Raw genomic sequence first — 21,232 nt, forward strand, 5'->3', positions numbered from 1 at the left:
ACCAACCGCCTGTGCTGGATGCAGGAAGCTTATGCGCTGGACGCCAGCGACACCGTGCTGCAGAAAACCCCGTTCAGCTTCGACGTATCGGTCTGGGAGTTCTTCTGGCCGCTGATGACCGGTGCGCGGCTGGCGATTGCCGGGCCGGGTGAGCACCGTGATCCGGCGCGCCTGCTGCAACTGATCGAGCAGCATCAGGTCAGCACGCTGCACTTTGTGCCGTCGATGTTGCAGGTGTTCCTCCTCGATGAGCGGGTGCACGAGGCGCGTAGCCTCAAGCGCATCATCTGCAGTGGTGAAGCGTTGCAGGTCGATGCCCAGCAGCAGGTGTTCGCCAAGCTGCCGCAGGCCAAGTTGTACAACCTTTACGGCCCGACCGAAGCGGCCATCGACGTCACCCACTGGACCTGCCGCGAAGAGAGCAGCGACACGGTGCCGATCGGTCATCCGATTGCCAATCTGTCGACCTACATCCTCGACGCCGAACTGGGCCCGGTCCCGGCCGGTGTCATCGGTGAGTTGTACCTGGGCGGGGAAGGTCTGGCGCGTGGTTATCACCGTCGCCCCGGTCTTACTGCCGAACGCTTCATGGTCAGCCCGTTCGGCAACGGCGAACGCCTGTACCGCACCGGTGACCTGGCGCGCTATCGCCCTGACGGGGTGATCGAATACGCCGGGCGTATCGACCATCAGGTGAAGATCCGTGGTCTGCGTATCGAACTGGGCGAGATCGAGGCGCGGCTGTTCGAACAGGCCGAAGTCCGCGAAGCCGTGGTGCTGGCCATGGACCTGCTCGGCAGCCAACAGCTGGTCGGCTATGTGGTGCCAAACGCCGAAGGTATCGACGCCGAGCAACTCAAGGCGCGCCTGAAAGCACACCTGCCGGACTACATGGTGCCGAGCCAGTGGGTGTTCCTCGACAGCCTGCCGCTAAGCCCCAACGGCAAACTGGAGCGCAAGGCACTGCCACGCCCCGACGTCAGTCAGGCCCGGCAAGCCTATGTGGCGCCACACAGCGAACTGCAAAAACAGGTGGCCGAACGCTGGTGCAACGCGCTCGAACTCGAGCGTGTCGGCCTCACCGATAACTTCTTCGAGCTGGGCGGACACTCCCTGTTGGTAGTGAACGTCGTATCGCGCATTCAACTTGAGCTTGGTATGAAATTGACCCCGCAAATGCTTTTCCAGTACCCGACCCTGGGTGCATTCGTCGAGCAGCTGGAGCAGTCCGGCGAACAGCTGAGCAACGCCAAACTGAGCAAGCTTGAAGCGCTGTTCGATGAAATGGAGGAGCTGTGATGGACCAGACTGTCGCCCTGCGCATCGCCAAGCGCTTCATCACCCTGCCGCTGGACAAGCGTCGCCTGTACCTGGAGAAGATGCTCGAAGAGGGCGTCTCGCCGGCCAACCTGCCGATCCCTGCAGTGCAGGGCGAAGTGCCGACGCTGCCGTTGTCCTATGCCCAGGAGCGCCAGTGGTTCCTCTGGCAACTGGCGCCGGACAGCGCCAACTACAACCTGCCGACCGCCTTGCGCCTGCACGGCCAGCTGGACATGGCGACCTTGCAGGCCAGCTTCGATGTCTTGCTTGAACGGCATCAGGCACTGCGCACCACCTTCGGTGAATACGCCGAGGGTGTGCAGCAGGTGATTCATCCGGCGTCCTCGGTGACTATCGGCCATCACGCCTTGCCCGCCGATCTCGATGCTACGCAGCGCGAAGCCCGGATCAAGGCGTTCCTTGAAGAAGAAACCCACCACTGTTTCGACCTGCAGCAAGGTCCGTTGCTGCGGGTCGGCCTGCTCGACGTAGCGCCTGATGATCACGTCCTGGTACTGACCCAGCACCACATCGTTTCCGACGGTGCTTCGCTGCAGATCATGGTCGACGAACTGGTCCAGGGTTACGCCGCACGCAGCCGTGGCCAGGTGCCGACGCTGGCAGCGTTACCGATCCAGTACGCCGACTACGCCATCTGGCAGCGGCACTGGATGGAGGCGGGCGAGCGTGAACGCCAGCTGCAGTACTGGCTGGCGCAACTCGACGGTCAGCAGCCAGTGCTTGAACTGCCCAGCGACCGGCCGCGTCCGAGCGTGCAAAGCTACCGTGGCGCGCGTCAGGCGATTGCCTTCGACGACAGCCTCGGCCGTGAGCTCAGAGCCCTGGCCCAGCGCGAAGGCGCGACGCTGTTCATGGTGTTGCTGGCGTCGTTCCAGGCCCTGCTGCAGCGCTACAGCGGGCAGGGTGAAATCTGCGTCGGGGTGCCGACCGCCAACCGCAACCGGGTGGAAACCGAGGGCCTGATCGGCTTTTTCGTCAACACCCAGGTGCTCAAGGCCGAGTTCGACAGCACACTGAGCTTCAGCGGCCTGCTGGCCCAGGCCAAGCAGCGGGTACTGGGCGCCCAAGGGCATCAGGACCTGCCGTTCGAACAACTGGTCGAAGCCTTGCACCCAGAGCGCAGCCTCAGCCATAACCCGTTGTTCCAGGTCATGCACAACCACCAGCAAGGCAGCGCTGGCGATGAAGCGCGGGTGCAGGAGCTGCCGGGTTTGCGCGTCGAGGGCCTGAACTGGGACAGCCTGACCGCCCAGTTCGATCTGACCCTGGATACGCTGGAAAGCAGCGAAGGCCTGAGCGCTTCGCTGACCTACGCTACCGACCTGTTCGACGCCGCCACCATTGAGCGCATGGCCGGGCACTGGCTCAATCTTTTGGCTGCCGTGGTCGCCGACCCGCAGCAGCGCATAGCCGCACTGGAGCTGTTCGGTGCTGGCGAAGTCGCCGCGCAGATCGCCCAGTGGAACCCGCAGCCGGCCGAGTTTCCGGTCGAACACTGCCTGCATACCCTGATCGCTGCGCAAGCGGCCGCGCGACCAGAAGCGATTGCTGTTACCTACCTGAACCAGCAACTAAGCTACGGCGAACTCAACGCCCGCGCCAACCAGTGGGCACACCGCCTGATTGAACTGGGCGTCGGCCCGGACGTGCTGGTCGGCGTCGCGGTCGAGCGCAGTCTGGACATGGTCGTCGGCCTGCTGGCGGTGCTCAAGGCTGGTGGCGCTTACCTGCCGCTGGACCCGCAGTATCCGCAGGACCGTCTGGCCTACATGATCGAAGACAGCGGCATCGACCTGGTGCTCAGCCAGCGCGAAGTAATCGGCCGTCTGCCGCTGCCGACGCATGTGCGCAGTCTGCTACTGGACGACGAGCTGACCCAGCCACTGACCGATCCGCAGGTCACCACCGGCCCGGACAACCTGGCCTACGTGATCTACACCTCCGGCTCCACCGGCAAACCGAAAGGCACCTTGCTGCCGCACCGCAATGTGCTGCGGCTGTTCACCGCCACCGAGCGCTGGTTCGGTTTCGGTGCCGAAGACGTCTGGAGCCTGTTCCATTCCTACGCCTTCGACTTCTCGGTGTGGGAGCTGTTCGGCGCGCTGCTGTATGGCGGCCGCGTCGTGGTAGTGGCTCAGGACGTCAGCCGCTCGCCGGAAGATTTCTACGCACTGCTGTGCAGCGAAGGCATTACGGTGCTGAACCAGACCCCGTCGGCGTTCAAGGCGCTGATGCAGGTGGCCTGTGCCGAGACCGAGAGCAAACCGGCGCTGCGTTACGTGGTGTTCGGTGGCGAAGCGCTGGACGTAAAAAGCCTGCGCCCGTGGTTCGAACGTTTCGGCGATCAAGCCCCGCAACTGATCAACATGTATGGCATCACCGAAACCACCGTGCATGTGACCTACCGGCCGTTGTCGCTGGCCGATCTGGAACTGGAAACCAGCAGCCCGATTGGCGAGCCAATTGCCGATCTGTCGTGGTACCTGCTGGATGCTGAACTCAATCCGGTACCCAAAGGCTGCATCGGTGAACTGTATGTCGGCCAGGCCGGTCTGGCGCGTGGCTATCTGAAGCGTGCCGACCTCACCGCCACACGTTTCGTCGCCGACCCGTTCGGCCAGCCCGGTGCGCGGCTGTACCGTACCGGCGACCTGGCGCGCAACCGTGCCGATGGGGTGATCGAGTACATCGGGCGCATCGACCATCAGGTGAAGATCCGCGGTTTCCGGATCGAGCTGGGTGAAATCGAGGCGCGTCTGCAGCAGCAAGCGCCGGTGCGCAACGCCCTGGTGCTGGCGCTGGATGGTCCGTCCGGTGCGCAGCTGGTGGGTTACGTGGTGCCGAAAGTGGCGGTGGCGCCCGAGCAGCAAACTGCGCTGCGCGAAGAACTGCGCAGCGGGCTCAAGGCAGCACTGCCGGACTACATGGTCCCGGCGCATATCCTGTTCCTCGACAGTTTGCCGCTAACCGCCAACGGCAAGCTCGACCGCAAGGCCTTGCCGACCCCGGATGCCAGCCAGTTGCAGCAGGCCTACGTGGCACCGCAAAGCGAACTGGAGCAACGCATCGCCGCGATCTGGCAGGACGTGCTCAAGCTTGAGCAGGTCGGCCTGACCGACAACTTCTTCGCCCTCGGCGGGCACTCGCTGCTGGCAACCCAGGTGATATCACGAGTACGTGCGCTGGGCATCGAGATTTCCCTCAAGACCCTGTTCGAACAACCGGACCTGCAGCATTTCGTCCAGGCCCTGGCGGCGCCTGCGCAGGTGACGGTGCAGATTCAACCGGTCGACCGTGGCCAACCGCTGGCGTTGTCCTATGCCCAGGAACGTCAATGGTTCCTCTGGCAGCTCGACCCACAAAGCTCGGCCTACAACATTCCACTGGCCTTGCGTCTTCGCGGTGAGCTGGATGTTGTCGCCCTGCAGCGCAGCTTCGATGCCCTGGTCGCCCGTCATGAAAGCCTGCGCACCCGTTTCGTGCGTGACGCTCAGGGCAACCCGCAGCAGCTAATCGAGCCCGGTCTGCGCGTGCCGCTGTGCCTGGACCACGCGCAGGACAGCGGCGAAGCCCAGGTACGGAGCTGGATCGAAACCCAGGCGGCGCAGCTGTTTGACCTGGAGCAAGGGCCGCTGGTACGTCTGCGTCTGTTGCAACTGGCCAGCGACGAGCACGTGCTGCTGCTGGTCCAGCATCACATTGTCTCCGATGGCTGGTCGATGCAGTTGATGGTCGACGAGCTGGTGCGGCTCTACGCCGGTTACAGCCAGGGCCAGGAAACCGCCCTGGCGCCGTTGCCGATCCAGTACGCCGACTATGCCCACTGGCAACGCAACTGGCTGGAGCAGGGCGAGTACGCCCGCCAGCTGGCCTGGTGGACCGCGCAACTGGGCGAGCCGGACAGCCTGCTGGAGCTGCCTTACGACTTCGTCCGCCCGGCCGAGCAGAGCTTTTGCGGTGCCCAGCTCGACGTGCAACTGGATGCGGCATTGGCGCAGCGCCTGCAGCAACTGGCGAAAACCCATAACGTCACCCTGTTCATGCTGTTGCTGGCTTCGTTCCAGAGCTTCCTGCACCGCTACAGCGGCCAGGCGTTGATTCCGGTCGGGGTACCGGTGGCCAACCGCAACCGGGTGGAAACCGAAGGCCTGATCGGCTTTTTCGTCAACACCCAGGTGATGCAGGCGCGCTTTGCCGGGCAGCTGCGTTTCAGTGAGGTGCTGGCGCAGGTGCGGCAGATGGCCCTGGGCGCCCAGGAGCATCAGGACCTGCCGTTCGAGCAACTGGTCGAGGCCCTGCAGCCGGAACGCAGCCTGAGTTTCAGCCCGCTGTTCCAGGTCATGTTCAATCACCAGAGCGCGCAGCGTCACCGCCTGCAACCGCTGCACGTGCCGGGCCTGGCGGTCGAAGGCCTGAGCTGGGACGACCCGACCTCGCAGTTCGACCTGACCCTGAATACCTTCGAGTCCGCCGATGGCCTTTCGGCGACCCTGACCTATGCCACCGACCTGTTCAGTGCGGACACCGTGGCGCGCATGGCGCAGCACTGGCTGAACCTGCTGCACGGCATCGTTGCCGATCCGCAGGCCCGTATCGATCAGTTGCCGCTGCTGTCGCCTGCCGAGCAGCAGCAAATCTGCGTGGAGTGGAACGCCGACTATTCGGCCTATGACACCCAGAGCAACATTCCGGCCGCGATTCAGGCGCAAGTGATTGCGCAGCCGCAGGCACTGGCCCTGACCGCCGGCACCCGCACTTTCACGTATGCCGAACTCAACGCCTGGTCCAACCGTCTGGCGCGCCAGCTGGTCAGCCTCGGCGTCGGCCCGGAAGTGCGGGTCGGCGTGGCCATGGAGCGCAGCAGCGAGATGATCGTCGCCTTGCTGGCGGTGCTCAAGGCGGGCGGCGCCTATGTGCCGCTGGACCCGGATTATCCGGCCGAACGCGTGGCCTACATGCTCGAAGACAGCCAGGCACGAATCCTCCTGACCCAGGCAGCGCTGGTCGATGAACTGCCGCCGAGCCAGGCTCAGGTGCTTTTGGTCGATCCGCAAGGGCAGGGGCTAGAAGCTTTTGCCGAGGATGATCTGCCACCGCGCGCCGCCGCCGACAACCTGGCCTATGTGATCTACACCTCCGGCTCCACCGGCAAGCCCAAGGGCGTGGCCATCGCCCACCGCAACGTGCTGGCGCTGATCCACTGGAGCCAGCAGGTCTACAGCCAGGCCGACCTGCAAGGGGTGCTGGCTTCGACCTCGGTGTGCTTCGACCTGTCGGTCTGGGAGATTTTCGTCACCCTGGCCAGCGGCGGTTCGATCGTGCTGGCGCGTAACGCCCTGGAGCTGCCGGAGCTGGCCGCGCGCGACCAGGTGCGCCTGATCAATAGCGTGCCATCGGCGGTCACCGCCTTGCAGCGCGCCGGGCAGATTCCGCCGGGTGTACGCATCATCAACATGGCCGGCGAGCCGCTGAAGCAGGGGCTGGTCGATGCCCTGTATGCCTCGCCGAGCGTCGAACACGTCTACGACCTGTACGGCCCGTCGGAAGACACCACCTACTCGACCTGGACCCGCCGTGAAGCGGGCGGCCAGGCCAATATCGGCCGACCGCTGTGCAACACCAGCAGCTACATCCTCGATGGCCAGCTGCAGCCGGTGCCGCAAGGCGTGGCCGGTGAGCTGTACCTGGCGGGTGAAGGCATCACCCGTGGCTACCTGTTCCGCCCGGGGCTGACCGCGGAGAAGTTCGTGCCCAACCCGTTCGGCGGCGCGGGTGAGCGCCTGTACCGCACCGGCGACTTGACCCGTTATCGCCCGGATGGGGTGATCGAATACGTCGGTCGCATCGACCATCAGGTGAAGATCCGTGGCTTCCGGATCGAGCTGGGTGAAATCGAGGCGCGCCTGTTGCAGCAGCCGGAAGTACGCGAAGGTGTGCTGCTGGCAGTGGACGGTGCCAGCGGTCAGCAACTGGTCGGTTATGTGGTGCTGCACGACAGCGCAAGCCAGGACCCGGCGAAGATGCGTGACGCATTGCGCACCCGGCTCAAGGCGACGCTGCCGGAATACATGGTGCCAGCGCATATCCTGTTCCTCGACGCCTTGCCGCTGACCCCCAACGGCAAGCTCGACCGCAAGGCCTTGCCAGCGCCGGACGCGAGCCTGGCGCAACACGCCTATGTGGCCCCGCAAAGCACGCTGGAACAGCGTATCGCCACGATCTGGCAGGACGTGTTGAAGCTGGAGCGGGTCGGCCTGAACGACAACTTCTTCGAACTCGGTGGCGACTCGATCATCTCTATCCAGGTGGTCAGCCGCGCGCGGCAGGCGGGGATCCGCTTCACGCCGAAAGAGCTGTTCCAGCACCAGACCGTGCAAGGGCTGGCCAGCGTCGCGCGCCTGGGCGAGGAGGGGCCGGGCATCGATCAGGGCCCGGTCAGCGGTGAGCTGGCCTTGCTGCCGATTCATCAGGTGTTCTTCGACACGGCGATTCCCGAGCGTCACCACTGGAACCAGTCGGTGCTGCTCAAGCCAAGCCAGGCGTTGCAGGCCGATGCGCTGGAGCAAGCGCTGCAAGCCTTGCTGGTGCACCACGACGCACTGCGCCTGCGCTTTGCCGAGCAGGACGGTCAGTGGCAGGCGCAGTTCGCGCCGGTGTCGAGTGAGCAGTCGCTGCTGTGGCAGGCGCAACTGAACGATATCGCCGAGTTGCAGGCGCTGGGCGAACAAGCCCAGGCCAGTCTCAACCTGCAGGACGGCCCGTTGCTGCGCGCAGTGCTGGCGACCCTGGCCGATGGCGAGCAACGCCTGCTGCTGGTGATCCATCACCTGGCGGTGGACGGCGTGTCGTGGCGGACCCTCTTCGAGGACCTGCAGCAGGCCTACAACCAGTGCCTGGCGGGTGAAGCCGTGCGCTTCCCGGCCAAGACCAGCTCGATCCAGGCCTGGGCCGACAAGCTGCGCAGCCACGCCCAAGGCGCGGCCGTGCAGGCAGAACTGGGCTACTGGCAGCAGTTGTCGGGCACTTCGGCTGAATTGCCCCGCGATCACGCAGTGGAACAAGGCCTCAATCGCCACGCCCAGACCGTGCACAGCCAGCTGGACCAGACCCAGACCCGCCAGCTGCTGCAGGACGCGCCAGCGGCCTACCGCACCCAGGTCAACGACCTGCTGCTGACCGCTCTGGCCCAGGTCATCACCGGCTGGACTGGCGAGGCTTCGGCGCTGGTGCAATTGGAAGGTCACGGCCGCGAGGCATTGTTCGACGACATCGACCTGACCCGTACCGTCGGCTGGTTCACCAGCCTGTACCCGGTCAAATTGACCCCGGCAGCCGACCTCGGCACTTCGATCAAAGGCATCAAGGAGCAGTTGCGCGCCATCCCTGAAAAGGGCCTGGGCTACGGCGCCTTGCGCTACCTGGGCGATGAACAGGTCAAAGCGCAACTGGCTGACTTGCCGCAAGCGCGGATCACCTTCAACTACCTCGGCCAGTTCGACGCCAGCTTCGACGATGAAGCGGCCCTGTTCCGTCCGGCCGCTGAAAGCGCCGGCCTCGACCAGAGTGCCGATGCTCCGTTGGGCAACTGGCTGACCGTCGATGGCCGGGTCTACAACGGCGAGCTGAGCCTGGGCTGGACCTTCAGCGAGCAGATGTTCGACGCCGCCACCATCCAGCGTCTGGCCGATACCTACACCCAGGCGCTGCAGGCATTGATCAGCCACTGCGCGACAGGTGCCCAGCAAGGTTTCACCCCGTCGGACTTCCCGCTGGCCGGGTTGACCCAGCGGCAACTGGACAGCCTGGTGCTGCCACCAGGGGCGGTGGAAGACCTCTATCCGCTGTCGCCGATGCAACAGGGGATGATGTTCCACACCCTCTACGAGCAGCGTGCCAGCGAGTACGTCAACCAGATGCGCCTGGACATCGAGGGTCTCGATCCCGAGCGCTTCGCCCAGGCCTGGCAAGCTGCGGTGGATGCTCACGACATTCTGCGCAGCGGGTTCATCTGGGAGGGTGAACTGCAGCGTCCGTTGCAGGTGGTCTACCGCCAGGCGCAACTGCCGTTCCAGCAGTTCGACTGGCGCCAGCACGACGATCTGGCAGCAGCCCTCGAACAGCTGGCGGCAGAGCAGCTGCAGCTATGTGCACGCCTGGACCAGGCGCCGTTGCTGCGCATCAGCCTGGTGCGTTGCGACGAGGCGCGTTACCAGCTGATCTACACCCATCACCACATCCTCCTTGACGGCTGGAGTAATTCGCAGCTGCTGGGCGAGGTACTGCAGCGCTACAGCGGCGCAGCGCCCGCCCATGCGGCGGGGCGCTACCGCGATTACATCGCCTGGCTGCAGGGCCAGGACGCGCAAGCCAGCGAGCAGTTCTGGCGTGAACAACTGGCACCCCTGACTGAACCGACGCAACTGGCGGCAACTTTGCCCGCGTCGAATGCAGCCAGTGGCCTGCAGCATTTCCATGCCCACCTCGATCGCCAGCAGACCGCCCACCTCGGCGATTTCGCCCGCCGCCAGAAAGTCACCGTCAACACCCTGGTGCAAGCGGCCTGGCTGTTGCTGCTGCAGCGCTACAGCGGTCATGACTGTGTCTGTTTCGGCGCCACTGTCGCTGGCCGCCCGGCAGAGCTGAAAGACGTCGAAACGCAGATCGGGCTGTTCATCAACACCTTGCCGGTGGTCGCCAGCCCGCGCCCAGAGCTGCGCGTGGCGCAGTGGCTGCAAACCCTGCAGGCGCACAACCTGGCCTTGCGCGAACACGAGCACAGCCCGCTGGCCGCTATTCAGGGCTGGGCGGGGCAACGCGGTGAAGCGCTGTTCGACACCCTGCTGGTGTTCGAGAACTACCCGGTGGCCGAGGCGCTGCAACAGGCTTCGCCACACAGCGTACGCTTTGGCGCGATCAGCCATCACGAACAGACCAACTACCCGCTGACCCTGGCGGTGAACATGGGCGAGCGCCTGGACTGGCACTTCAGCTATGCCGGCGAACGCTTCAGCGCGGCGCAGGTGGTGCAGATCCATGCTCACCTGCAAACGCTGCTGCTGGCCCTGAGCGCCAATGCCGAGCGTTGCCTCGGCCAGCTGACGATGCTCAGCAGCGTAGAGCAGCATCGTCTGGAGCGCTGGAATGCCAGCGCGGTTGCCTTCGACTTGCAGCACACCGTGCAACAACAAGTCCGCGCCCAGGCACTGCGTACGCCACAGGCCGTGGCCGTGCGCGCAGGCGCGCTGAGCCTGAGCTACGCCGAGCTCGACAGCCGCGCCAACCGTCTGGCGCACCGCTTGATCGAAGCCGGTGTCGGTGCCGATGTGCTGGTCGGCATTGCCTCCGAGCGCAGCCTGGAAATGCTCGTCGGCCTGCTCGCGGTGCTCAAGGCCGGCGGTGCCTATGTGCCGCTCGACCCGGCCTATCCGCGTGAGCGTCTGGCCTACATGATTGAAGACAGTGGCGTCGGCCTGCTGCTGACCCAGCAAGCGCTGCAGGCGCAGTTGCCGGTACCGGCCACGGTCCGCATGCTGTTGCTTGAGGACACACAGGCAAGCTACCCGGACCACGATCCGCAAGTAGCAGTCAGCGCCGATAACCTCGCGTACATGATCTACACCTCCGGTTCCACCGGCCAACCCAAAGGTGTGCAGTTGCGCCATGGCGCGCTGAGCAACCACATGCGGTGGATGCAAGGGCAACTGGCCCTGCAGGCCGACGACCGGGTACTGCAGAAAACCGCGTTCAGTTTCGACGCCTCGGTCTGGGAGTTCTGGCTGCCGCTGCTCGACGGCGCGCAACTGGTGATGGCGCCGCCAGCGCTGAACGACGACCTGACGCAGTTGTGGCAGATCGTCGCCGAGCAGCAGATCACCGTGCTGCAGATGGCGCCATCGTTACTGCAGGCGCTGATTGGCCATGCCTGCCATGAGCAGCTGGCCGGCCTGCGCCAGTTGCTGGTCGGCGGTGAAGCGCTGGCCGCGACCCTGGTCGAGCAGGTGCGGGCCTGCTGGTCCGGGCGCATCTGCAACCTTTACGGGCCTACCGAAGCCACCATCGACAGCAGTTTCCAGGTGATCGACCACCTGGCCGACAGCGCCGTGGTGCCGATTGGCCGGCCGCTGGCCAACGTGCGTCTGTGGCTGCTCGAAGGGCAACTGCAGCCGGTGGCACCGGGGGTGACCGGCGAGCTGTACATTGCCGGTGACTCCCTGGCCCGCGGCTACCATGGGCGCGCGGCGCTGACGGCCGAACGCTTTGTGCCGGACCCGTTTGACCAGGCCGGTGGCCGCCTGTACCGCACCGGCGATCTGGCGCGTCAGCGCGAAGACGGGGTAGTGGAATACGCCGGGCGCATCGACCATCAGGTGAAGGTGCGCGGCCTGCGTATCGAGCTGGGTGAAATCGAAGCCTGCCTGCTCAGCCTCGACGCCGTGCGTGAGGCGGTGGTGCTGGCCCAGGCCGGGCCGAACGGTCAGCAACTGGTCGCCTATATCGTCGCCCGGCAACAGGGCCTTGGTCATGAAGTGATCCGCGCGCACCTGCAGGCGCAACTGCCGGACTACATGGTGCCGGCGCATATCCTGTTCCTCGATGCCTTGCCGCTGACCGCCAACGGCAAGCTCGACCGCAAGGCCTTGCCGGCGCCGGACGCGAGCCTGGCGCAACACGCCTATGTCGCCCCGCAAAGCACGCTGGAACAGCGTATCGCCACGATCTGGCAGGACGTGTTGAAGCTGGAGCGCGTCGGCCTGAACGACAACTTCTTCGAGCTCGGTGGCGACTCGATCATCTCCATCCAGGTGGTCAGCCGCGCGCGGCAGGCGGGGATCCGCTTCACGCCGAAAGAGCTGTTCCAGTACCAGACCGTGCAAGGGCTGGCCAGCGTCGCGCGGCTGGGTGAGGAGGGGCCGGGCATCGATCAGGGCCCGGTCAGCGGTGGGCTGGTGTTGTTGCCGATTCATCAGGTGTTCTTCGACACGGCAATCCCCGAACGTCACCACTGGAACCAATCGGTGCTGCTCAAGCCAAGCCAGGCGTTGCAGGCCGATGTGCTGGAGCAAGCGCTGCAAGCCTTGCTGGTGCACCACGACGCACTGCGCCTGCGCTTTGCCGAGCAGGACGGTCAATGGCAGGCACAGTTCGCGCCGGTGTCCAGTGAACAGCCGCTGTTGTGGCAGGCGCCACTGAACGACATCGCCGAGTTGCAGGCGCTGGGCGAACAAGCCCAGGCCAGCCTCAACCTGGAGGACGGCCCGTTGCTGCGCGCAGTGCTGGCGACCCTGGCCGATGGCGAGCAACGCCTGTTGCTGGTGATCCATCACCTGGCGGTGGACGGCGTGTCGTGGCGGATCCTCTTCGAGGACCTGCAGCAGGCCTACAACCAGTGCCTGGCGGGACAAACGCCAACGCTTCCGGCCAAGACCAGCTCGATCCAGGCCTGGGCTGACAAGTTGCGCAGCCACGCCCAAGGTGCGGCTTTGCAGGCAGAACTGGGCTACTGGCAGCAGCTGTCGGGCACTTCGGCTGAATTGCCCCGCGATCACGCAGTGGAACAAGGCCTCAACCGCCACGCTCAGACCGTGCACAGCCAGCTGGACCAGACCCTGACCCGTCAGCTGTTGCAGGACGCGCCAGCGGCTTACCGCACCCAGGTCAACGACCTGCTGCTGACCGCTTTGGCCCAGGTCATCACCGGCTGGACCGGCGAGGCTTCGGCGCTGGTGCAACTGGAAGGTCACGGCCGTGAAGCATTGTTCGACGACATCGACCTGACCCGTACCGTCGGCTGGTTCACCAGTTTGTACCCAGTCAAGCTGACCCCGGCAGCCGACCTCGGCACTTCGATCAAGGGCATCAAGGAACAGCTGCGCGCCATCCCCGACAAGGGCCTGGGCTACGGCGCACTGCGCTACCTGGGTGATGAACAGGTAAAAGCGCAATTGGCCAACCTGCCGCAAGCGCGGATCACCTTCAACTACCTCGGCCAGTTCGACGCCAGCTTCAACGATGACGCCGCCCTGTTCCGTCCGACTGGCGAAAACGCCGGCCAGGAACAAAGCGCGCAGGCGCCGCTGAGCAACTGGTTGACGGTTAATGGCCAGGTCTATGACGGTGAGTTGAGCCTGGGCTGGAGCTTCAGCAGCGAGATGTTCGACAACGCGACCATCGAGCATCTGGCCGAGGCTTATGTGCAGGCGCTGCAGCGTCTGGTCGAGCATTGCCTCGACCCGCGCCAGGGCGGTTTGACAGTCTCCGACTTCAGCCTCAGCGCGCTCACTGCGGCGCAACTGGCACGCGTACCAGTCGCGCCGCGCGAGATCGATGACCTCTATCCGTTGTCGCCGATGCAGCAGGGCATTCTGTTCCACAGCCTGGAAGCGGCCGAGAGCGGCCTGTACATCAACCAGATCAGCGTGCCGGTCGAGGGGCTGGACGCCGAGCGCTTCATCGCTGCCTGGAACACGGTGATCGAGCGTCACGAAATCCTGCGCACCGGTTTCTGGACCAGCGCCGAACTCGCCCAGCCGCAGCAACTGGTCAAACGCAAGGTGCAACTGCCGGTCGAACGTCTCGATTGGCGTCAACGTGTGGTCAGTGCAGAGGACCTGCAGGCACTGGTGGCGGCGGACTGCGCACGCGGTTTCGACCTGCTTGCCGCGCCGCTGATGCGTCTGACCCTGGTACAACTCGAACAGCAACGCTACCACCTGATCTGGACCAGCCATCACATCCTCATGGACGGCTGGAGCAGTTCGCGGCTGTTCGGCGAGGTGCTGCAGGTGTATGCCGGCCAGGCCCTGGCGCCCAAGCGTGGGCGTTACCGTGACTACATCGACTGGCTGCAGGCACAGCCGGTGCTGGACACCTTCTGGAAAGCCAAGCTCAAGGCCTTCGAAGGCCCGACCTGCCTGGCCGACAGCCTGCACCCGAAACCGTCGCCGGAGCGGGTTGGCCACGCCGCCCTCTACCTGGATTGGGACACGGCCCGCACCACCTGGCTGCGCGAACAGGCCCAGGCCTTGCGGGTGACGCCGAACACCCTGATCCAGGCAGTCTGGCTGTTGCTCCTGCAACGCTATACCGGCCAGCAGACCCTGTGCTTCGGCGCCACCGTGGCCGGGCGCCCGGCGAGCCTCGCAGGTGCCGATGAAATGCTCGGGCTGTTCATCAACACCTTGCCGATCATCAATACCCCGCGTGCCGAGCAGCGCCTGGCCGACTGGCTGCTGGAGCTGCAGGCCTACAACCTGGAAGTACGCGACCACGAGCACGCTTCGCTGGCCGACATCCAGCGCTGGTCCGGCCAGGGCGGGCAGGCCATGTTCGACAGCATCGTGGTGTTCGAAAACTACCCGGTGGACGAGCGTCTGCAACAGCTGGACGACAATGCCCTGCGCTTTGGCAAGGTCCAGGCGCGGGATGTGACCAACTTCCCGATGGACCTGGCGATCAAGCTCGGCGAGACGCTGAACATCGAGTTCCTGTACCTGCGCAACAGCTTCACCGATGAGGCGGTGGCACAGATCCGTGGGCATTTCGAGCAGTTGCTCAGCCAGTTGCTGGAACAGCCGCAGTTACCTGTGGGCGCGCTGCAGCTGATTAGCGGGGAAGTCCACAAGGCTGCCGAATTGCCGGCCGCGCAACAGCTGTTGCCGTTGCGCATTGCCGAACACGCACGCCAGCAGCCACAGGCGATTGCCCTGGTGTGCGGCGATCAGCAACTGAGTTACGCCGAACTGGAAGCCCAGGCCAACCGCCTGGCACAGCATCTGCTGGCACAGGGCGCCGGTGCGGAAACCTTCGTCGGTGTCGCCCTCGAGCGTTCGCTGCACTCGGTGGTGGCCTTGTACGCCGTGCTCAAGACCGGTGCCGCATTCGTGCCGCTGGACATCAGCTACCCGCGTGAGCGCCTGCAATGGATCATGGACGATTCCGGCATGACCATCCTGCTCAGTCAGCGTCATCTGCGCGAGCAGCTGCCGACGCTCAGCCGGGCACAGCGGATCGACCTCGAGGATCTCGATCTGCAAGGCCCGGGGCCGGTCGCGGTGGTGCAACAGCCGGTGGATCCGGACAACCTTGCCTACCTGATCTACACCTCCGGTTCCACCGGCATGCCCAAAGGCGTGGCGGTGGCCCACGGGCCGATTGCCTTGCACTGCCAGGCAATCACCCAGCGTTATGCGATGGACCGCAGCACTCGTGAACTGCTGTTCATGTCCTTTGCCTTCGACGGTGCCCAGGAGCGCTGGTTGTCGACGCTGCTGGCCGGCGGGCAACTGGTGCTGCGTGACAACCGCCTGTGGACCCCGGAAGAAACCTGGCAGGCCCTGCATCGTCACGGCATCACCATCGCCTGCTTCCCGCCGGCCTATCTGCAGCAACTGGCCGAGTATGCCGAGGGCCGCGACAACCCGCCGGCGGTATACACCTATTGCTTCGGTGGCGATGCGGTGGCGCAGAGCAACTTCGAGCTGGTCAAGCGCACCTTGCGTCCGCGCCAGCTGACCAACGGCTACGGCCCGACCGAAACCGTGGTCACGCCGTTGTTGTGGAACGCTGCTGCCGATGCCGAATGTGGCGCGGCCTACGCGCCAATCGGTACCGCCGTCGGTGCGCGCAGCCTGTACATCCTCGACCCCCAGCTCAACCCGGTGCCGACCGGCGTGGCCGGCGAGCTATACCTGGGCGGCACGGAACTGGCGCGCGGTTACCACCGCCGTCCGGGGCTGAGTGCCGAGCGCTTCGTCGCCGACCCGTTCGGTGGCCAGGGTGGCCGCCTGTACCGCACCGGCGATCTGGTGCGCCAGCGTGCCGATGGTGTCATCGACTACCTCGGGCGCCTCGACCATCAGGTCAAGGTCCGTGGTTTCCGCATCGAGCTGGGTGAGATCGAAGCGCGCTTGTGCCAACTCGCTGGCGTGCGTGAGGCGGTGGTGGTCGCCCGTGACAGCAGCGCTGGCAAGCAATTGATCGGCTATGTGGTGGCCGATGCCGAGCAGGGCCTGGCCGAACGGCTGCGCAACGCGCTGGCGGCCGGGCTGCCGGATTACATGGTGCCTTCGCAGGTGCTGGTGCTGGCGGCATTGCCGCTGAGCCCGAACGGCAAGGTCGACCGCAAGGCGCTGCCGGAGCCGGACTTCCGCAACCGCCGCTATGTCGCCCCGCGCAACGAACTGGAGCGGCGCCTGGCGCTGATCTGGCAGGAGGTGCTGGAACTGGAGCAGGTCGGGGTGACCGACAACTTCTTCGAAATCGGTGGCGACTCGCTGCGCATCCTCAAGGTGCTGGGCAAGGTGCGCAGCCAACCGGAGCTGGGACTGGAGCTGAAACTGCGCGACATCATGGCCAGGCCGAGCATTGCCGAGTTGTCCGGATACCAGGAAACCTCGGCCAACAGCCTCGATCCGCTGTTGCTGCTCAATGCCCGGATCAGTGATCGCGCGCCGTTGTTCTGCATCCATGCCGGTTTCGGCACGGTGTTCGACTACGAGGCGCTGGCCCGGCGTCTGGATGGCCAGCGCAGTGTCTATGGCCTGCAATGCCGCATGCTGCTGGACCGGCAGTGGCTGGATGATTCGCTGCCGGCGATGGCCATCGATTACGCCCAGTACATCCGCCAGAAGCAGGCCGAGGGACCGTATCACCTGCTGGGCTGGTCGCTGGGTGCGACGCTGGCCGGACTGGTCGCCCAGGAGTTGCGCAGCCAGGGCCAGGCGGTGGCGTTGCTGGGGCTGGTCGACAGCTTCGTGCCGGTGGCGACCGATGCGCAGGCCGGTGACTGGAACTGCGACCTGCCGGGGTTCCTCAGCGTGGTGTTCGGTTGCCCGGTTGAGCAGTTACCGGGCCTGTCGTTGATTCAGGACGGTGATCAGCAAGCACTGCAGCAGTTGATCGAAGGCTTGCAACAGCAGCGCGGTGACGACGGCTATGCCAGCTTCGCCGCTGACGAGCTGGCGCATACCTTCGCCGTAGCGATGCGTCTTAAAGCCTTGTCCGAACAGTTCACCCGGATGCCTGCAGTGGACTGTGACGCCAGCTGTTGGTGGGCGGGCGGCCAGGATGCCGCGTTGCAACGCGGTTATGAACAGTGCTTCGGTGCCGGTACCTGTGCCGAACAGGTCGAAGGCGTATCGCACTACGAAATCATCAAGGCCGATAGGGTGCTGGCGGGGCTGCAAGCGCGCCTGGCCGACAGCGAAAGCGTCAAGGGTTGATCGAGAGGCTGGCCCCGCGAGGGGCCGGCGAACTACTTAATTCGTTTGCAAGGAACTACCTGATGCCGTTGCATCCTGACCTGGCGGGTTTTCTGGAACTCGTCGAATTCGGTCGTCTGACCGGCAAGAGCCACCCCATGCACAGCCTGCCGGTGGCTGAAGCGCGCCTGGAGTTCGAGCGTGCTTCAGCGATTCTCGACGCCAGCCCGCCCGAAGCGGTGGCGGTCCAGGCGCTGCGTATTGCCAGCCGTGACGGGCAGTCGATCCCGGGGCGGCTGTATCGTCGACCTGGCAGCGAGTCGCGGGTGTTGCCGGTGCTGCTCTACCTGCATGGTGGCGGTTATGTGGTGGGTAGCCTGGATTCACATGATTCGGTGTGCCGACGCCTGGCGCTGGCGGGCGATTTTGCCGTGCTCGCGCCAGATTATCGGCTGGCGCCGGAGTACCCGTTTCCGACCGCAGTGGAGGATTGCCTGGACAGCGCCAACTGGCTGCTGGAACACGCCGCCAAGCTGAATCTGGACGCCACCCGGGTGGCGGTCGGCGGTGACAGCGTCGGCGCCAGCCTGGCCACGGTGCTGGCGATCAGTGCGGTGCATGCACCGCAGACGATGGCCCTGCGGCCGCGGGCTCAACTGCTGTTCTACCCGGTCACCGATATTTCCACCCAACGCGATTCGCATCAGCGTTATGCCGAGGGCTATCTGCTGGAAACCGCGACTCTCGAATGGTTCTATGCCCACTATGCAGCGGATGCGAGCAATGACTGGCGTGTTTCTCCGCTGTTGTTCCTGGGGCTGCAGCCGTTGGCGGACGCTTTGGTGTCGCTGGCCGAGTTCGACCCGCTGTTCGACGAAGGCCAGGCCTGGGCCGAGCAGTTGCAGGGCAGTGGTACGGCGGTGACCTTGCAGGTGCAGACGGGGCTCACCCATGATTTTCTGCGCATGCACGGGATGGTGGCGGAGGTGGAGGGGATCTACCAACAGATCGGTCAGTGGCTCGATCAGCGCTTTTGATCTTTGAAATCCTATCACGGGGCAAGCCCGCTCCCACCGGTGAAGCTGCTATCACCCGGTGGGAGCGGGCTTGCCCCGCGAGGTCGGTGGATCAGAACTTGGCACGCACGGTGAGGGTGTAGTTGCGTGGATCACCGTAGAAGTTGCCGTTAGCCGAGGTACCCACGGTCTGGTAGTAATGCTTGTCGAAGATGTTGTTGGCGTTGACCACCGCCGACCAGTTCTTGTCGATCTGGTACTCCAGGCTGCTGCTCCAGATGGCATAACCGGCCTGGATGAACTTGAACTCCTGGTCGGCCGGGCCCCAGCTCTGGCTGGCTTCGTCGAATTCCGAGACCATACCGCTACGCGAGTTGCTGCTCTGTGCTGTCACGCCTGCACCGACTTTCCACTTCTCCAGGTCGCCTGGAAGGCGGTAGGTGCTCCACAGCTTGAACAGGTGCTTGGGGGTGACGGCGCTGTAGATGGCGCGGGTCTCGTCGTTCGCCTTGTCCCTGGTGTGGTTGTAGGTATAGCCGGCGAACAGTTCGAGGCCGGCCGCCACTTCGCCGCTGATCTCGGCGTCGAAACCTTCACTGACCACTTCACCCTGGCTCAGGTAGCAGCAGTTGTCTGCGCCGAAGGTCTGCGGGAAGCGCGGGTCGAGGATCGCCGCGCCTTCCTGCTCGATACGGTAGATGGCAAAGCTGGTGTTGACCTTGTTGTCGAAGAGCTGGCCTTTGAGGCCGATTTCATAGTTCTTCGATGTGGCCGCGTCCAGTGCCCCGTCCGGGTAGGACTTCTGCAGAAACTGCGGTTTGTAGGTTTCTGCGTAGCTGATGTAGGTGGTCCAGTTCTCGTTCAGGTCGTAGGTCAGGCCGGCATACGGCGTGGTTACGCCTTCTTCCTTGAACCGGCGATGGTAGGGGGCCGGGTCGGTCAGGACGTTGCCGAAGTCGTCAAAGAACACTTCCACGTCACGGTATTTATAAGTGGAAACGCGGGCGCCGAGGATCAGTTTGGTGTTGTCGGTCAGCGACAGCCGCGTCATACCGTAGTAACCGTACTTCTCGGTGGTGTTGTCGTCGGTCTTGTTCGGCAGGCTGCCCGGATCCGGCGGACGTACGGGGTCGAAGACATTCACCGGGGTAAAGTTCAGGTTGCCCCAGCGCTGGACGGTGTAGCCGTCGCTGTGCGAATAGTCGGCGCCGAGCAGTACGTCATGGTGCAGGTTGAACAGATCGAAACCACCCTTGACGTAGCTGTTGATACCCTTGCGCTCCAGGCCGGTCTTGGCCGGATAGTGCAGCCACACCGGTCCCGTTCCGGTCGCCGGATCGACCGCGCCGTTGGCGAACAGCGAGTTGGCGTCACGGTCCATGTCCATGTAGGTGACGTCGGTGGTCCACAACCAGTTTTCGTTGAAACTGTGGTCCAGCTTCAAATAAAGCTGTTTGGTTTTATCGTGGACAGTATCCCAGCTGGTAACCAGCGCGGTATCGCGTGACAGGCCGATATCGTCGCCGTTCTTGTAGCGCGGCAGGCCGCCGAAGTTGGATACGCCTTCGGAGTCCTGGTAGCTGCCACCAAGGGTCAGCACGGTATCGGGGGTCAGGTCGAACTCCACCGAGCCGTAGAACAGGTGCTTCTCCATGTCGGCGACATCGTAGAAGTACTTGTTGTCCTGGTAGGCCATGCCCAGACGACCGCGGATGTTGCCGGTCTCGGTCAGCGGGCCGGTCACGTCCAGCTCGGTGCGGTAGTTATCCCAGCTGCCGGCCGAAGCCGAAAAGGTCAGCTGATTGTGGGCCAGGGCGCGCTTGCGCACCAGGTTGATGGTGCCGCCGGGGTTGCCGCTGCCGGAGTAAAGGCCATCGACGCCACGCAGGAATTCGACGTGGTCGTATTGCGCCAGGTCCAGCTGGCTGATCGAACCGTAGCCGGAGATCGAGGTGTCCATTGGCGCGCCGCCATCGATCTGGATGTTGTTGACGGCAAAACCACGGGAAAAGAAGTTGGTGTCGTTACCCAGCGATGACCCGGAGGCACCGTTCTTTTGCAGGGTGACGCCGGTGGTCTTGTCCAGCGCATCGGTAAGGGTGGTCAGGCCCTGGTCTTCGATACGCTGACGGGTCACCACCGATACCGAGTGCGGCACCTCGCGAATCGATTGTGCCACCTTGCTGCCGACCGTGGTCGAACCGGTGATGTAGGCACCGGTGTTTTCGGTCTGATCGCCCAGGGCGATGGCGTTCACCGAGGTGGCGCCGAGGTTGATGGCATCGCTGGAGGCACCGTCGCCGCCACGCGAAAACGTCACCACGTTGTCGTCGATGCTGTAGGTGATGTCGGTGCCCTGAAGCATCCGTGCCAGCGCTTCACTGGGCTCGTAAGTGCCCTTGACCGGCAGCGACTTGAGGTTGGCGACCACTTCCGGGCGATAGAGGAACTGCAGGTTGGTCTGTTTGCTGATTTCCTGCAGGGCGCTGGCCAATGGCTGGGCCGGAACGTCGATCGCCACGGGCGCCGCCTGAGCCTGGGCAGCGCAACCGATAATCAGTGCGGTGCCCAGTGCCAGCAGGGTCTGGTTGCCGCGCTTGGAGTGAGGAGGGAGCTTACTGTTCAGCGGTGTGTTGCTCATGCTTACTGCCCGTTAAGTGTGGAATTTTTTGTATT

General features: G+C 64.4%; 4 protein-coding genes. 3 read left to right on the forward strand and 1 reads right to left on the reverse strand.

The annotated features are described in order from the left end of the window. From AC07OF_RS24990 to AC07OF_RS25000, 3 genes are all read left to right on the forward strand, one after another. A partial coding sequence (locus tag AC07OF_RS24990; protein ID WP_495073619.1) for an AMP-binding protein occupies window positions 1–1,299 on the forward strand: 1,299 nt, incomplete at its 5' end. Beyond that, window positions 1,299–17,561 (forward strand): non-ribosomal peptide synthase/polyketide synthase, encoded by a 16,263-nt coding sequence (locus AC07OF_RS24995; RefSeq protein WP_495073620.1) that lies wholly within the window; start codon window positions 1,299–1,301, stop codon window positions 17,559–17,561. The genes AC07OF_RS24990 and AC07OF_RS24995, both read left to right, overlap by 1 nt. Window positions 17,562–17,623: 62 nt before the next feature. Further along, window positions 17,624–18,577 (forward strand): alpha/beta hydrolase, encoded by a 954-nt coding sequence (locus AC07OF_RS25000; RefSeq protein ID WP_157191974.1) that lies wholly within the window; start codon window positions 17,624–17,626, stop codon window positions 18,575–18,577. Window positions 18,578–18,668: 91 nt separating this feature from the next. Here AC07OF_RS25000 and AC07OF_RS25005 read toward each other — a convergent pair whose 3' ends face one another. Further along, entirely contained in the window at window positions 18,669–21,197 is a 2,529-nt protein-coding gene (locus AC07OF_RS25005; RefSeq protein ID WP_157191975.1) for a TonB-dependent siderophore receptor, read from the reverse strand. Window positions 21,198–21,232 lie beyond the last annotated feature (35 nt).

The sequence above is a fragment of the Pseudomonas sp. GW821-FHT10B02 genome (assembly GCF_059415665.1).